This window comes from Ruminococcus flavefaciens, from assembly GCF_900116855.1.
Lineage (GTDB): Bacteria > Bacillota > Clostridia > Oscillospirales > Ruminococcaceae > Ruminococcus > Ruminococcus flavefaciens_R.
In genome coordinates this window covers 223,106-240,143 of sequence record NZ_UETD01000002.1, presented here as the reverse complement: position 1 = coordinate 240,143, position 17,038 = coordinate 223,106, and the positions used below count along the sequence as shown (strand labels likewise).

Here is a 17,038-nt window from a genome sequence, read left to right as displayed (position 1 = left end):
CTATTTCAGAACATTGATATACATCAGTCTCAGCTTGTCGAAGCGGCTTGCTTTTTTATAGAGCTTATCGGAGATAGCCTCGATAGTCCTGCGGCTCTCTTCGATGTCTTTATCAGTAGGTGTATCCTTACTGAAGCTTGCCCTTAGAGCGGTATCGGTGAGCTTTCTGAATGCTCCCTCATTGAAATAAATGCCGCCGTATGCCTTTTCGACTTCATCTGCAAAGCTGTTATAGTTGCCGTTTTCACTCTTCATATCAAGAGCTTCGAGCAGTTTTTCTGCATATGCATACATATATCTAACCTTACGCTCTGCCTTTCCGGTGGTGAAGCGCTTTTCTCTCAGACTCAGAATAAACTTCCTTCTCAGAAGAATGAAAGCTGTTATAAGGATAAGTGCCAAAAGTAACAGAAGAATGTTTTTTAGCACCTTAGGGATATGTATTCCATGACCGGAACCGGAGCCTGCACCGCCCTTGGCGATAGAGGTTGCCGTTTTTGTTGTTACAGCTGTTGATGTGGTAGTAGCTGCTGCTTTGCTCACAGTGCCCGTAGTCCTTGAAGCCGGATCATTAGTAGTTGTGGTGGCATCCTCAGCTGTTGTAGGCTCGGCAGTTGTTACGGGCTGTGTGTTTATCTCCTGCGCGGAATAACCTGCTGTGAATTCGTATGGTATCCAGCCGATATTATCCACATATATCTCAGCCCATGCATGACTTCTGTTGTCCTTTACATCAATGGTGACTGAACCGTCTGAGCTTGAATGACCGCCTTCGATGTCCTTTTCAACAAGGATATATCCCGTAGCATAACGTGCGGGGATCCCTGCCATTCTTGCCAGCATTACACCTGAGGTAGCATAGTGAGTACAATAGCCTTTTTTGTTCTCAAGCAGGAAATAGTTGACAAAATCGCGGTTTGAAGGAGTTTTTCTCGGGTAAAGAGAATATGTACATTCCGATGACATACGGTCCCTGATCGCATTCAGCGTCTCGAACTCGCTGCTGACGGAGCCATCATACATTGTGATTATATCCGAGTAGGCATCCTCGACTTCTTTCATGGCAGCTGTGTCGGGGACTTTAAGATAATTCTCATATACAAAGTCTTTATAGCTGTTATGCATAAGCTCTGCAAGCAGAACATCGCCCTTGGAAAGAAGGTATTCGGGATCAGCCGGTATACCGAAATCAACGGGGAAGAAATCATCGTATGAGATTAGTCCCTTTTCATCACAGTATTTCTGTATTCTGTCGCGCAAAGCAGCGGGCTTGATATCGGAAGCCGAATAGACCTCTCTCGAATTACGCTGGCTGTTCTGTTCGGATACAGTGATAAGCTGATCGTATATGGAGTTTGTATCAAGATTTATGAACTTGTAAGAGCATTCGCCCTTTTTTGCTTTGCCGTCCGATACTGTAAGGTCCTTGTTATAGGAGAGTGAGCCGACATTTATGGTCCCGTATGGAGAATACAGATGCCTGCTCTTTTTTGCGCTGGGCTTGATCCATATTGTGGTTTCTTCGAGAGAAGGGTCAAGCAGCTTTGAAAACAGTCCGGGATAGTCCTGCGGATGGATATCGTATGAATCAAAGTCCTTGATAGTACCGTTTTTATATGCTGATGACGGAAGACCGAACCATTCGTTGTTCTTGTAGATGGCACCTGCATAATCCTTGAGGTATATAGCATTGTCTGTCGGATGCTCAAGAGTAACGGTAAGATCGGTGACATTTTTGTACTTTACATGGTCGTTTGTACCGAGCTTATGGTTTTCATACTCAAAGTCGAGGCCTATTGCGTTTGAGAGATTTGAAAGGCTTTCTGCAAGATTATCGAATGAGAAGTCGTTGAGAGCCTCTGTGATCTCCCGGCGCTTATTGTCGATCTTTTCGCTGCGCTTATAGTGAGTCAGCTTCAGGAAGCATGAGGAAACAGCTGCCACCGCAACAACAGAAGCGATGATGAGCATACCGCACTTCTCAGTGACCTTCAGCTTCATGTGCCGCTTGGGGAAGAACAGATCGTTCTTTCGTACAAATCCGCTCTGACCTCCCGAATACTCTCCCACATCGATAGTGGACATGGCAAGAAGCGCCAGCCAGAAGGCTATACAGAGTATTCCCCAGAAAACAGGTACCCTGATACCGTTGTACATACCTATCTCAAGCACAGGGAATGTTACCATTAGCGGCAGTACGGGATTGGGGCGGCATATCGTGAAGAAGAATACTATGATTGCAAGAAGCCAGATATAGAAGATAAACAGTGTATTGACCGAAGATACCTCAAGAGCCGACTTTAGTCCCTTATAGTATTCTATTTCAGAGTGATAGGCGTCCTTATATACTATATTATATATAAATTTAAAACCAAGTGCTATCTTGGCGGCTTTTCTGTACGCACAGACAACAAATACTATAACTGAAGCGGCGTAGACCCATAAAGCTCTTTTGCTGATAATTGAAAGTGTCAGATAGAATGCACCTATGACAGCAGCAGCCATAAAGACAGTGCTGACGGAATAATGGAAATGGAACATTCCGAGAAACGCTTTTATTATGGAAACGAAACCGATAATAGCTATCGCAGCGGAAAACGGCTTGCGGTAATTGGCGTGTTTCCTTTTTACGGACATTACTATGCTGTCACTGATAGAAATGCCGTTTTTGTTTTGTATGTTCTTTCTTTTCATTATATATCTATGTCCTTTATTGAAGCGGATATCTTGCCGACTGCAACGGGGATGATGCTGAGAGCCTGATAGCCTGCCAGTTTATCGGAAAGATCATCAGCTGAATTTACGATCAGAAGCGCATTCTTGAAATCGGCTTCTATGTTCTCATCGATATGTTCAAGGACCTTTTGATCCTTCGATGAGGTAATGATAGTAAATGAGGCATAAGAAAGTGTTGGATTTTCCATAAAGTAAACATCTGGAGACTGACAGAAGAGATCGTCTCTTACAGATGATATTATCTCATTTATAACAGTGTTAAGGTCGGAGCTGTCCAGTACAGTGTGCTCGACGAACCTGTTCAGCGATGAATTGAAGAATATAACGGAATGACCTCTCTCGTTTTCGAGAAGGAACTGAGAGAGCGAGATCATAGTCTCGATAAGCGTATCAAAAACAGGAAGTGTAAGCTCGCTGTTCTGATAGCATTTCATATCAAGAAAAACGGAGCAGGGAACATCTATGGGAAGACTGTAATCCTTTACAATAAAGTCGTCTTTTTTGGAACTCAGCTTCCAGTGTATGCGATTGAGCTTGTCTCCCTGATTATATTCTCTGAGGTCGAAAACCTCAGAAGGATCGTCGCCGGGCTTGTATTCGGAGAAAACGTCGCTTTCCTCGTTTACGCGGTCGGTATAATGGACGATACCGCCGATCTCGTGACCTTCGGGCATAACAGCGATATCGGTACAGATATTCTTTGCTGTTCTGAACCTGAAAAGTCTCAGCGGATCGTAAATATTCAGGCGAGCAGAGCGAATCTTGATGACTCCGCAGAACTTTGAACTGAGCTGGAAAGTAATACGCTGGGAATTTCTCGGCTGAACAGGCAGATACAGATCAAAAGCAGATGTCTGATCGCTGAACACATTATAATATTCAATATGTGCTTCTGCTTTACCGATGGGGAAGATGCTTCTGTTAGTGACAACGAGCTGAACAGGGAAGTCCTTGTTCTTTGAAACATTTTTGTCCTTTACTGCAAATTCCACGGTTATGAGCCTCTTGGTTATATATGTGGTGATGAACATAATAACAGGCAGAGCAGCGATAACGATGAGAAGTATCAGAGCAAAGTCCCACACATAGAGAACATAGAAGCAGATACATACTATTATAAGTATAATAAACAGTATTTTTGTAAGGATCATAATTCCGCCTTACTTTTCGCTTATCCCGGGAACGGGAACTGTTTTCAGAATCTCTGTGATGATATCGGAAGCACTTGTTTCCGAGAGCTTTGCCTTTGAGTTGAGCATTATCCTGTGCTCGAAAACATCGCTGCAAATATAGGATATATCCTCGGGGATAACGTAATCTCTGCCCATAGCAACAGCGATACCCTTTGAAAGCTGCATAAGAGCGAGAGTACCTCTGGGGCTGACTCCCAGCTTGAGCATAGGATGGTTACGGGTAGCTGCCGAAAGGGAAACTATGTACTCATATATTCTGTCATCAACGTAGATGTTTGAGATGTACTCCTGAAGCTCGGTGATAAATGAAGCGTCTGCAACAGGCTGGACCTTTTCAAGGGGATTGTTCTTATGCTTTGCTTTCAGAATGGAAACTTCACCGTCAAAATCGGGATAGCCCATGCTGAGCTTTATCATGAAACGGTCAAGCTGCGAATCGGGGAGGTTATGTGTACCTGCAGAACCGATGGGGTTCTGGGTGGCAATAACGGTGTAGGGCTCAGGCAGCTTATATGTATTTCCGTCAACAGTGATGCTCTTTTCCTCCATCAGCTCAAGGAGAGCGGACTGTGTCTTGCTGGAGGTACGGTTTATTTCGTCAGCGAGGAACAGGTTACAGAAAGCAACACCGGGTCGAAACTCGAACTTGCCGTTGCTCTTGTTGTATACGGAAAAACCGGTTACATCAGAGGGCAGTACATCGGGAGTGAACTGCATACGGTTGTGTTCGAGGGACAGCGCCTTGGAAAAGGCGAGAGCAAGGGTGGTCTTACCAACACCGGGGATATCCTCGATAAGGATATGACCTTTACACAGCATAGCAAGCAAAGCCTTGATAATGATAGCGTCCTTGCCGATGACAGCTTTCTTGACCTCGGCAATAACAGAATTGATCTGGTTTGTATAATACGTCTTGTTCATAATATTTCTCCTGTAAAATATGTTTATACCTATTTATTATATCATTAAAGGCAGTCATTTGCAATAGCTGTCTGTATATTTTGTCAATATGCCAATGTAATATTTCAGTTACTTTTCATGCAGCATTTCAGCTGTCGAAAAATGAAAAAAATGACGTTAAATAGGCGATTGAATATGAGAGGATATACCCTCTGACAGCAAGATATTGTTACCGATTTGTAACAAATAGATGATAAATAAGATTAATTATTAATTATGAGTTCATATTTAATCCATAAAATATCTATTTAAACTGTGCAGATTTACTTTGGGGATATAATTATTGTGGAAAAAAGCAACCACAAAATGGAAAAAATCCTGAAAGTATTGATATTTCGTAGGATATGTGTTATCATATCATCAGCCCGAAAAAAATTGAAAATGATTTTTCAGGAAAGGATGAGTTGATGGGTAATCTCAGAGCCGCAGCATTAGCATGCGGAGTAGTTGCATCAGTCCTGGGCGGAGGATTCGGAGTTGCATATCTTACATCTTCGACCGTAAGTACAGCTGATCTCGTTACTGAGGAAAATGCAGACGATCCTGTCGTCAGCAGCACAAACACTTCAGCAACTGCAAGTACATCATTTGCAGTTAACAACGAGAAAACAACTACATACAAAAGAACAACCACCAAGAAATCTTATACAGCCGAAAATACAACGGCTGCAAGCAAATACTCAATGTACGCACAGGAAGGCACATCTTCCCAGTACAGTACCGAGGCCGCTACAGCAGCTTCTCAGATTTCAAGATCGGTGCCAGCACCGGCTCACGCGCCGGCTGCATTAACACAGCCTTCTACACAGGCGGCAACCACAGCGGCAAAGGTCGCTAAGGTAACAGCCACTGCGCCAAAGGCAACAAGCACGGCTGCAAAGCCTGCTACAACTACAACGATAACAACTACCGCTGCAACAACGACCACCACTACCGCAGAGATCACAACGACAGCTGAGCCTACTACAGCTGCTCCCGAACCGACCACCACATACGTCGAAGTAACGGAGGAGCCGGAAGTAGTAACAGAGGTTGAAGTAGTTTCCGATAGCGGGTCACTTCCGATATCCGATGAGGAGTATATAATGCTCTGTAATGCAGTTGCACACGAAGCAGGCTGCTATTGGATAGGAGAATATGACAAGGCATATGTTGTAGAGGTGATTATGAATAGAGTAAATTCACCTAGATTCCCGAACACGATCTACGACGTACTTACTCAGCCGTATCAGTTCTCGGGAGCAAATGGATATGTAAATTTGGGCACATATTCTTCATATGTCACTCAGAGCGTCAAGGACGCTGTTACACTTTACTTTACAGAGCCTGAATCCTTTACTCAGGGTTACAATGGTTTCTGGGGTGACGGTACAAACAATCACTTCTATGTGAAATAAGAAATTACGGTCGGCGCACAGCCGACTGTTTTTTTATGCCCGCCGCTCTTGCTATTGATATGATCATATGATATAATATTTGTTGTAGGCGGTTATTTGCTGCCGCTCATGCTCACCATATATATAAACGATACATAAACAGGAAATGTGACACATTTCTGAGAATTTTTTTGAGTTGGAGGAATAATATGAATTTTATATGCTATCCTAAATGTACTACCTGTCAGAAGGCGAAAAAGTGGCTGGACGCTAATGGTGTTTCCTATGATCTGAGAGATATCAAGGAGCAGAATCCCTCGTATGAGGAGCTGAAAAGTTGGTACGGAATGAGCGGACTCCCTCTGAAGAAATTCTTCAATACCAGCGGATTGCTCTATAAATCCATGGAGCTGAAAAATAAGCTCCCCGAAATGAGTGAGGAGGAGCAGCTCCGACTTCTTGCCACAGACGGTATGCTGGTAAAGCGTCCGATACTCATAAACGGCAGCAAAGTAGTTGTTGGCTTTAAGGAAAGCGACTATGAGGAAGCAGTAAAATAATAATTATAGCGGACTGACATAGTCCGCTTTTTGTTAGCTTTGGTTAATTGACACTTGTCAGTGAATTTGATATAATAATAACAAGTAAATTCGGAGGTGGTTTGATGAAACAATTCAACGTCACAGGCATGAGCTGTGCAGCGTGCAGCGCAAGGGTAGAAAAGGCTGTATCTTCACTGGACGGTGTATCGTCATGCTCTGTCAGCCTTCTCACAAACTCTATGGGCGTAGAGGGGACAGCTTCCGATTCGGAAATTATAAATGCGGTAAAAAATGCAGGCTACGGAGCTTCCTTAAAGGGAGCGCCTTCCGCTGCACCTGCTGATGATGAACTTAAAGATACGGAGACTCCTCTTATGAAGAAAAGGCTCATTGCTTCGCTGGGCTTTCTTCTGCTCCTTATGTATATATCCATGGGACATATGATGTTCGGATTTCCTCTGCCTTCATTTATGGAGGGCAACCATGTCATGATGGGACTTGCTCAGCTTCTGCTGGCAGCTATTGTTATGGTCATCAATCAGAAGTTCTTCATCAACGGCATTAAAGGTATCATTCACCGCTCTCCGAATATGGATACTCTTGTAGCACTTGGCTCAGGAGCTTCTTTTGTTTACAGTACAGTTGCCCTCTTTGCCATGACAGATGCTCAGCTGAAGGGCAATACCGATGCTGTGATGGATTATATGCACAACTTCTACTTTGAGTCTGCGGCGATGATACTTACGCTGATCACCGTAGGAAAAATGCTGGAAGCACGTTCTAAGGGCAAGACCACAGATGCACTCAAAGGACTTATGAAGCTTGCTCCAAAGACAGCTGTCCTTGTGCGTGATGGTGAGGAGACAGAGGTACCTGTTGAGCAAGTGAAAAAAGGCGACATTTTCGCAGTACGGCCCGGAGAGAGCATCCCTGTAGACGGAATTGTCATAGACGGTGAGAGTGCAGTTAATGAAGCAGCCCTAACGGGAGAAAGTATTCCTGTTGATAAGTCGGCAGGGGATGGAGTTTCAGCTGCTACTATTAATCAATCGGGATATCTGCGCTGTGAGGCCACAAGAGTAGGCGAGGATACAACACTTTCCCAGATAATAAAGATGGTAAGTGATGCAGCTGCCACAAAAGCGCCCATTGCCAAAATAGCGGATAAGGTTTCGGGAGTGTTTGTCCCTGTTGTAATTGGAATTGCTCTTGTTACACTTATAGTGTGGCTGCTTGTCGGCAGACCTGTGGGCTATTCACTGGCAAGAGCCATTTCTGTACTTGTTATAAGCTGCCCGTGTGCGCTTGGACTTGCAACTCCTGTTGCCATAATGGTCGGCAGCGGAGTCGGTGCTAAAAACGGTCTCCTTTTCAAGACAGCCGTTTCTCTTGAGGAGACAGGTAAGGTACAGATAGTAGCACTGGACAAGACAGGCACCATAACAAGGGGACAGCCTGAGGTCACAGATATCATTACAGCCGAGGGTGTGGCTGAGGATGAGCTGCTCCGACTGGCGTATGCACTTGAAAAAAAGAGTGAGCACCCTCTTGCAAAGGCTGTTCTCAAATACGGAGATGAAAAAGGCGTCTCTGCCGACGAAGTGAGTGAGTTTAAAGCTGTTGCCGGAAACGGTCTAACAGCTAAAGCTGACGGCAGTACATTAACCGGCGGCAATCTTGCCTTTATAAGTGAGCAGGCTACGGTCTCCGAGGAAATGAGGTCATCTGCCGAGGAGCTGTCAGAGCAGGGAAAGACACCGCTGTTCTTCACAAAGGACGGAAGTCTTATGGGAATAATAGCTGTTGCGGATGTAATAAAGGACGACAGTCCTCAGGCAGTCAGAGAGCTTCAGAACATGGGCATTCATGTTGTAATGCTGACAGGTGATAACGAGAGAACTGCAAAAGCTATCGGAGCACAGGCAGGTGTTGATGAGGTCATAGCAGGTGTACTTCCCGACGGCAAGGAGAGTGTTATCCGCCGCCTTAAAAAGAAAGGCAAGGTAGCCATGGTCGGTGACGGCATTAACGACGCACCTGCGCTTACAGCTGCCGATATGGGTATTGCTATCGGTGCAGGAGCTGATGTAGCCATAGATGCGGCAGATGTAGTACTCATGAAAAGCCGCCTCAGCGATGTTCCTGCGGCAGTTCGTCTCAGCAGGGCAACTCTGAGGAATATCCATCAGAACCTTTTCTGGGCATTTATATACAATATCATAGGAATACCTCTGGCGGCAGGCGTTTACTACAAGCTTTTTGGCTGGCAGATGAATCCCATGTTCGGTGCTGCAGCCATGAGTCTTTCAAGCTTCTTTGTAGTATCGAATGCTCTTAGACTCAACTTCTTCAAGGTGCATGACAGCAGCAACGACAAGAAGCGGAAAAATGTTCTCGCAGAATCAAGCAATGATACAAGCGAAGCAACGCTGAAAATAAAAGGCATGATGTGCGGTCACTGTGAAGCAAGGGTAAAGAAAGCGCTTGAGGAGCTGACATTTGTGGATGAGGCTGTAACAAACCATGAACAGGGGACTGCAAAGCTCACGCTGTCAGGAACACTTGATGAAAAAGCGGTAAAGAAAGCGATAACCGATGCTGGCTATAAGTATATCGGAACAAAATAAGAAAAAAGCAGCTTTTACGGCTGCTTTTTCCGTATATAGGGGATTTTTTTGCCGCGGACTTGCAAAAATATTTCTGATGTGATATAATTATTAAGTATGCATTAAAACGTGACTGAAAGGCAGTGGATTATGGCTAAGAAACAAGATTACGGCAATGACAGTATCTCAATGCTGAAGGGCGCGGACAGAGTCCGCAAACGTCCTGCTGTTATATTCGGATCGGATGGTCTTGACGGTTGTGAGCATTCGATCTTTGAAGTCATCTCAAACTCCATAGACGAAGCCCGTGAGGGTTACGGTAATAAGATCATCATCACTCATTTCAGAAATAATGTGATCGAGGTAGAGGACTTCGGACGCGGATGTCCTGTTGATTACAATAACAATGAAAAGCGTTATAACTGGGAGCTTGTTTACTGTGAGCTCTATGCAGGCGGCAAATATGATACCTCTGCGGAGTCCTATGAGTACTCTCTTGGTCTTAACGGACTTGGTCTGTGCTCCACACAGTTCTCATCTGAGTTCATGGACGTTGAGGTCATCCGTGACGGCTTCAAGTACGACCTGCACTTTGAAAAGGGCAACAACGTAGGCGGACTTAAAAAAGAGCCCTGCAAGAGGAAGCAGACAGGCACCAAAACACGCTGGCGCCCCGACCTTGAGGTATTTACCGATATAGATGTTTCCGACGAGTTTTTCTGCGATATACTCAAGCGTCAGGCAATAGTAAACCCCAATATCCTCTTTGTGTTCCGCTCCGAGAATGAAGCAGGCGGCTTTAACGAGCAGGAGTTTTTCTATGAGTCGGGAATTACCGAGTACGTTCAGGAGATAGCAGGTGAGGGCGCTCTAACATCTATTCAGCACTGGACTGCCGAGAAAAAGGGTAAGGACCGTGAGGACAAGCCCGAGTACAAGGTGAAGCTTGATGTGGCACTGACATTTTCAAATAAGGCAAAGCTTACGGAATACTATCACAACTCCAGCTATCTTGAGCACGGAGGTTCACCTGCCGAAGCAGTAAAGCGAGCTTTCCAGTCCCAGATAGACAGCTATATAAAGTCAATAAACGGCTATCAGAAAAACGAGAGCAAGATAACCTATGCCGATGTTGAGGAGTGTCTTATACTTGTATCCTCGTCATTCTCCACACAGACCTCTTACGCCAACCAGACCAAGAAGGCTATCACAAACAAGTTTATCCGCGAGGCTATGACGGAGTTCCTCCGCCACCAGCTGGAGGTCTACTTCATAGAAAATCCCGATGAGGCTCAGAAGATAGCCGAGCAGATACTCATAAACAAGCGCAGCCGTGAGAACGCAGAAAAGGTACGACTCAATGTCAAAAAGAAGCTGACGGGAACTATCGACCTTGCGAACATGGTCGAGAAGTTCGTTGACTGCCGTACCAAGGACGTTTCCCGCCGCGAGATATATATAGTGGAGGGCGATTCGGCTCTCGGTTCCGTAAAGCTTGCGAGAAATGCTGAGTTTCAGGCTATAATACCTGTCCGCGGTAAGATACTCAACTGTCTGAAGGCTGAGTACACAAAGATATTCAAGAGCGAGATAATCACAGACCTTATCAAGGTACTGGGCTGCGGTGTTGAAGTCACCACCAAAGCCAACAAGGAGCTTTCAAACTTTGATATAAACAATTTCCGCTGGAGCAAGATAGTTATCTGTACCGATGCGGACGTAGACGGCTTTCAGATAAGAACACTTATCCTGACCATGCTTTACAGGCTTACTCCTACTCTCATTGAGCAGGGATACGTTTATATCGCTGAGTCTCCTCTGTTTGAGATTAATACCAAGGAAAAGACCTATTTTGCCTATACCGAGCAGGAAAAACAGCGTATTCTCGAAATGATAGGCGACAAGAAGCATACCATACAGCGCTCGAAAGGTCTCGGTGAGAACGAGCCTGATATGATGAGCCTTACGACTATGAATCCCGATACACGCCGTCTCATCAAGGTGACAGCTGATGATATCACAGAGTCAGCGGAGATATTCGAAATGCTTCTCGGAGACGATCTTCAGGGGCGTAAGGACTATATATCCGAATACGGTGCCGACTATCTTGAATTAGCAGATATAAGCTAAGGAGATTTGATATGAAAAGGGTCAAAATGACAAAATGCCGTTTTTGCGGCGGAACTGAGTTCATTACGGGCTATCAGAATTTTTACGGTGCAGTTTACAGTGCGGACAGTCTGCTGCATTCAACTTCACTGTATCATACAATCTGCCGCGACTGCGGAAGCGTTGTAAGAACTTATGTTAAGGATCCCGAAAAACTTTTGAAGAAAAGCAAAAGACGTACAGAAGGAGAATCATAAATGCCAAGAAAGAGGGAAACTCCCAAAAAACAGCCCGTGTACAAGCACGAGGCTTATATAGAGGGTTCAGGAAGCGTCGTTGACGAGAAGATCACAGACACGCTGAAAAAGAACTATATGCCCTATGCTATGAGCGTTATCATCTCCCGAGCTCTTCCCGAGATAGACGGCTTCAAGCCCTCACACAGAAAGCTTCTTTACATGATGTACAAGAGGGGACTTCTCAATCCCGACAAGGAGCGTTCAAAGTCTGCGAACGTGGTCGGTGAGACCATGAAGCTCAACCCCCACGGCGATCAGGCTATATATGAGACACTGGTCCGTATGACAAGGGGCAACGAGGCGCTGCTTCACCCATATATAGACAGCAAGGGTAACTTCGGTAAGCAGTACTCCAGCAAGATGCACTTTGCTGCACCGCGATACACCGAGGTAAAGCTGGAGAAGATATGCAACGAGCTTTTCCGTGACATTGACAAGGAGACGATCGATTTCGTTCCAAACTACGATAATACCATGCAGGAGCCCACACTTCTGCCTGCTACTTTCCCAACTGTCCTCGTAAACTCAAACACGGGCATCGCCGTTTCAATGGCGAGCAATGTGTGCCCCTTCAATCTTGAGGAGGTCTGCGAGACAACTATCGCGCTGATGAAGGATCCAAACCACGATATCCTCAGCACTCTCAAGGGACCGGATTTCCCCGGCGGCGGTCTTATGCTCTATGATGAAGCAGAGCTTAATAAGGTCTACGAGACAGGACGCGGAAGCATAAAGGTTCGCTCAAAGTACAGCTATGACAAGAGTGCAAACTGCATAGAGGTGACGGAGATACCTTATACTACCACTGTTGAGGCGATAATCGAGAAGATAATCGACCTTGTAAAACAGGGCAAGATAAGGGAGATATCCTATATCCGTGATGAGACAGATATCGACGGCCTGAAAATAGCCATCGACTTAAAACGCGGAACAGACCCTGATAAGCTCATGCAGAAGCTCTATCGTCTGACTCCTTTGCAGGACAGCTACCCATGCAACTTCAATATCCTGATCGCAGGTACTCCAAAGGTCATGGGTGTCCGTGAGATACTTACCGAGTGGACTGCTTTCCGTGAGGAGTGTATCCAGCGCAGGACCTACCACGATCTCCAGAAGAAGAAAGAGAAGCTCCACCTGCTGGAAGCTCTCTCTAAGATACTTCTTGATATTGACAAGGCAATAAAGATCATCCGCGAGACTGAGAATGAAGCGGATGTTGTCCCAAACCTGATGATAGGCTTCGGCATAGATGAGGTTCAGGCTGAATATGTTGCTGAGATAAAGCTCCGCAACATCAATAAGCAGTATATTCTCCGCCGCGTTGAGGAAGTTGATCAGCTGAAAAAGGACATCGAGGAGATGGAGGAGATACTCCGCGACAAGAAGAAGATAAGAAAGATCATCGTGAATGAGCTTCGCGAAGTAATAAAGAACTACGCTAAGCCCAGAAGGACAATGTTCTACTATCAGTCTGACGTTGAGGAAGAGGAGGTAATCGACGATACTCCCGATTATCCCGTACACCTCTTTGTATCAGACAGCGGCTACTTCAAGAAGATAACACCTCAGTCCCTTAGAATGAGCGGAGAGCAGAAGCTGAAGGAGGGCGACTTCATCAGCCAGAGCTTTGAAGCTACCAACAAGACGGAGCTTGTGTTCTTCTCCGATCAGGCTCAGGCATACAAGTCAAAGGCAAGTGCATTTGACGATACCAAGGCAAGCGTCATGGGTGACTATATCCCTGCAAAGCTCAGCTTTGATGAGAACGAGGGACTTAAAACACTTGTCCCCACTACCGATTATAGTGGATATATCGTGTTCTTCTTTGAGAACGGAAAGGCTGCTAAGGTACCTATGAAGTCCTATGAGACAAAGACAAACCGCAAGAAGCTGGCGAATGCATATTCTGCAAAATCGCCGCTTGTAGCTGCACTCTTTGTTGGTGAGGACGCTGATATCCTGCTCAGAACATCAAGCGGTCACGCACTGGTGTTCAATACAGGAATGATACTGCCAAAGTCTACAAGAGACTCACAGGGCGTTCAGGTAATAAATCTGAGAAAGAAGGCTGTACTTTCAGCAGCTTCTATTATCACACAGGAAGAGCTTCCCGAGCTGGAGAAGTACAGAGCAAAGAGCGTTCCTGCCGCAGGAAAGCCTGCAAAGGAGCTTGGCGACAGCAATCAGCTTACATTCTGACAACAAAAAGCACCTCATTAAGAGTAGTACTTATATAGAAGTTTATATGTAATTATTGGAGGAAAAAACCTTTCTGAGGAAAGGTTCTTTTCCCCCAAGCCCCCTTTTTCCAAAGACTTTATAACTGAATTTAGCCCCGACAGGGCGCTTTACACAAGATGTGAAAATCAGTAATAAAACTGAGAGCGCCCTGTTGGGGCTAAATTTAATGCTGAAAGTTTTAGGAAAGGAGTTTGAGGAAGAACCCTTTTTCAAAAGGGTTTTCCTCAATATCACTTGTAAAACTTCTATAAGAGTACCGCCTTTACTGAGATGCTTTTTATGTTATGAAAACTGTCTGCAGTTTCCGATATTTATTCCTGAGAGATTATCTCCTTGTAGAATTCGGAGAAATCCTTGCGCTTATCCTTAGTGAACTGGATAGCTGTTCTCGGATGCTGATTGAACAGACCTGTCAGCAGGTACTGGAGGTCATAGCCCCATACAGCGCCCTCCTCACGAAGCTTGTCCATATGCTTCTCAATGAACTGGAAAACGGGGTATACATTATACTTAGGATTTTTGAGGAAGCCCAGAAGAAGCTCCATAGCACAGTTTCCTGCGCCTCTGCCCATTGATGAGTATGTTGCGTCCAGCCAGTCAACTCCGTCACCCACAGCTTCAATGGTGTTTGCGAAAGCGAGCTGCTGGTTGTTGTGAGCGTGTATGCCGACCTTTTTACCGTACTTTGCAGCAACTTCGAGATAAAGGTCTGCTATTCTTGCGATCTGCTCGGGATAGAGCGAACCGAAGCTGTCAACAATATAGAAAACATCAACAGGGGACTGACCGAGAATATCGAGAGCTACCTTCATATCGCTTTCCTGAGCATTTGAGATAGCCATGATATTGCAGCTTACCTCATAGCCCTTCTTCTTTGCGTCCTCTATCATATCAACCGCTGTGGGTATCTGGTGTATATAAGTAGCGACACGAATAAGGTCAACAGGACTGTTCTCACGCTCAACGATATCCTGCTTATAGTTGCAGCGTCCTACATCCGCCATGATAGCGATTTTAAGGTCTGTGTGGTTGTCTCCTACGATAGAGCGCAGATACTCGTCATCGCAGAACTTACATGGACCGAAGTCCTCGACCTTGAACATTTCCTTATCGGCTCTGTAACCGAATTCCATATAGTCAACGCCTGCTTTGATATTTGAGAGATAAAGGTCTCTTACAAACTCATCGCTGAATCTGAAATCGTTTACGAGTCCTCCGTCACGCAGAGTTGCGTCAATAACTCTGACATCTGATCTGTAATTCATAAGCTTAGATATCTCTTTCATAAAAATTCCTCTTTCGTTGAGTACTGTAGCACTTTACGCTGTAACGCTTTAAAGTCTCACTGAAAATAGTATAGCATACTTTTTATAGTTTGTCAAACATTTTTTGAAGTTTTACGTTTTATATCAAAACTAATAAAAAAACAGGGACATTTCAGACAATGTCCCCATTTTATATGCTATTTAAGTTTTAATTCATCCTTTATTTTTGCGAAGCGCTCCTTTAGTTCAGCTGTGCTTTCAAGGGAAAGCTTAGGGAAAGCCTTTGCAAGTCGTTTCAGAGTTAACTCACGTTTCTCGGTAAGTTTTCTGTATTTAGCTGCAAGCTCTTCCAGCTTTTTCCTGTGTTCGTTTGCCTTTTCATCAAGGTCATTCTTCTTATCCATTACGAACTCGACGCCGCTGAACAGTTTTTCACCTGTGGCATCAGATATTTTTCTCATTTCAGTGGAAATGCGCTCTGTGAGAATGAGTCTGTTTCTGATGTGGATAATAGCGCAGACAGTGATAACTGCGTCGCTGAGGAAGCCGATTAGTATGACAGACAGGATAATGATTCCCAGTGTCTGCGGCAGTTTCTCAACAAAGGCTGTGACCAGAGGATGTATCAGCCTGACTGTTACAAGACAGGCAACTCCCCAGAGCAGCGAGAATTTTAGACATATATAGCCTTTCAGATTAAATCTCTCGCCTGTGTAGTCCCACCATTTTCGCCGGAAAATTTTCTCAAGCAGAAAGCCGGTGATGAATTCGAGTGTAGAAGTAAGAATTACCGCTCCCAAATATAGAACAATAAGATTTTCTTTGATAGGTTCAAGTGCCCCACAGACGATTATGACTCCGAAGCCGTAAATTGGACAATAAGGACCGTTCAGGAAGCCACGGTTGATAAATTTGCCGTGCTCCACCGCCTGATATACAACTTCAAGGCACCATCCGAAGAAGGCGTATATTACAAAGAAGCAGGCAGTCTGATATACTGCCGTCAGTGTCGCATTCATATATCAATAGCCCAGTTCCTCGCCGACGATTATGACCTTTATCCTGCCCTTATGCCTCTGCTGAGCGGAAATGAGGTAATTACAGCATATTCTGCCGTCACCGCCGCAGCCGTCGCTTATCTGACGGTCAGCTTTGGAGAGCGACACACATTCTCCCTTTTCTTTACAGTATGTCTCGCAGTTCAGACGCACACAGTTAGGAGGAGCAGCCTCTCTCTTGACTCTTATCTCCGCTTCGTTCAGATCTCTTACGATCTTATTATAGCCTGCAATGATTATTACGGATTTGGGACCGTAAGCAATAGCAGCGATACGATTGCTGTTTCCGTCTACATTATAGAGAACACCGTCCTCAGTGATAGCATTTGAGCTGGAAATATAAACGTCGGCTGAGAAGGCTCTGATATAGAGCTCCTGAACTTCTTCGGGAGTCATCTTTGAGCGGTCGAGATAATTATAGTCGGGGGAGGAGAGCAGCTCACCGAGTCCGCATTCTGCCATTGTCATTGTACCGCCGTTTGTAATTACATCGCCTTTTTTGATAAGTGAAGCCACAATGGGACAGACGTCATCTTTTGTCTCTGCATAGTAGAACTCCATGTTGTTCCTGCGGAGCTTTTCTCCCACAGCTTTGATACGTTTTTCAAGTATAGTTTTCTTGTTGTTGTCCATTTTTAGCACTCCTTTTATAA

General features: G+C 45.0%; 12 protein-coding genes. 6 read left to right on the top strand and 6 right to left on the bottom strand.

From position 1 onward, the window contains the following. The 3 genes from DSZ37_RS01190 to DSZ37_RS01180 are packed head-to-tail and all read right to left on the bottom strand — an operon-like array spanning position 1 to position 4,850. Positions 1–2,694, bottom strand: coding sequence for a transglutaminase-like domain-containing protein (locus DSZ37_RS01190; protein ID WP_109725145.1), 2,694 nt, complete (start codon positions 2,692–2,694; stop codon positions 1–3). Further along, on the bottom strand, positions 2,694–3,887 hold the full coding sequence (locus DSZ37_RS01185; RefSeq protein WP_109725144.1) for a DUF58 domain-containing protein: 1,194 nt from the start codon (positions 3,885–3,887) through the stop codon (positions 2,694–2,696). Before DSZ37_RS01185 ends, DSZ37_RS01190 begins: the two co-directional genes overlap by 1 nt. 9 nt (positions 3,888–3,896) lie before the next feature. After that, positions 3,897–4,850: an AAA family ATPase gene (locus DSZ37_RS01180; protein WP_109725143.1), complete on the bottom strand. Its 954-nt coding sequence runs from the start codon at positions 4,848–4,850 to the stop codon at positions 3,897–3,899. Between the two features lie 446 nt (positions 4,851–5,296). On the opposite strand from DSZ37_RS01180, the gene DSZ37_RS01175 reads away from it, so the two are divergent. The 6 genes from DSZ37_RS01175 (at position 5,297) to DSZ37_RS01150 (ending at position 14,020) form a co-directional block, all read left to right on the top strand. Next, a complete protein-coding gene (locus tag DSZ37_RS01175) occupies positions 5,297–6,286 on the top strand; it encodes a cell wall hydrolase (protein ID WP_242978535.1) in 990 nt (329 codons plus the stop codon). A 188-nt stretch (positions 6,287–6,474) separates the two neighbouring features. After that, a complete protein-coding gene (locus tag DSZ37_RS01170) occupies positions 6,475–6,825 on the top strand; it encodes an arsenate reductase family protein (protein ID WP_109725142.1) in 351 nt (116 codons plus the stop codon). A 104-nt stretch (positions 6,826–6,929) separates the two neighbouring features. Beyond that, positions 6,930–9,434 carry a heavy metal translocating P-type ATPase gene (locus DSZ37_RS01165; RefSeq protein ID WP_109725141.1) on the top strand — a complete coding sequence of 835 codons (2,505 nt, stop codon included), beginning with the start codon at positions 6,930–6,932 and terminating at the stop codon, positions 9,432–9,434. A 129-nt stretch (positions 9,435–9,563) separates the two neighbouring features. Continuing rightward, complete coding sequence (locus DSZ37_RS01160) at positions 9,564–11,543, top strand: toprim domain-containing protein (protein WP_109725140.1); 1,980 nt, start codon at positions 9,564–9,566, stop codon at positions 11,541–11,543. A gap of 11 nt (positions 11,544–11,554) precedes the next feature. Beyond that, the gene (locus tag DSZ37_RS01155; RefSeq protein ID WP_109725139.1) at positions 11,555–11,779 is read left to right on the top strand and encodes a hypothetical protein; all 225 of its coding nucleotides are present in this window, start codon (positions 11,555–11,557) and stop codon (positions 11,777–11,779) included. Then, positions 11,780–14,020: a DNA gyrase/topoisomerase IV subunit A gene (locus DSZ37_RS01150; protein WP_109725138.1), complete on the top strand. Its 2,241-nt coding sequence runs from the start codon at positions 11,780–11,782 to the stop codon at positions 14,018–14,020. Positions 14,021–14,373: 353 nt separating this feature from the next. Here DSZ37_RS01150 and DSZ37_RS01145 read toward each other — a convergent pair whose 3' ends face one another. The 3 genes from DSZ37_RS01145 to DSZ37_RS01135 form a co-directional block, all read right to left on the bottom strand. After that, the gene (locus tag DSZ37_RS01145) at positions 14,374–15,348 is read right to left on the bottom strand and encodes an aldolase catalytic domain-containing protein (protein WP_109725137.1); all 975 of its coding nucleotides are present in this window, start codon (positions 15,346–15,348) and stop codon (positions 14,374–14,376) included. A 176-nt stretch (positions 15,349–15,524) separates the two neighbouring features. Then, complete coding sequence (locus DSZ37_RS01140; RefSeq protein ID WP_109725136.1) at positions 15,525–16,346, bottom strand: putative ABC transporter permease; 822 nt, start codon at positions 16,344–16,346, stop codon at positions 15,525–15,527. A gap of 3 nt (positions 16,347–16,349) precedes the next feature. Next, entirely contained in the window at positions 16,350–17,018 is a 669-nt protein-coding gene (locus DSZ37_RS01135; protein ID WP_109725135.1) for a lactate utilization protein, read from the bottom strand. Positions 17,019–17,038 lie beyond the last annotated feature (20 nt).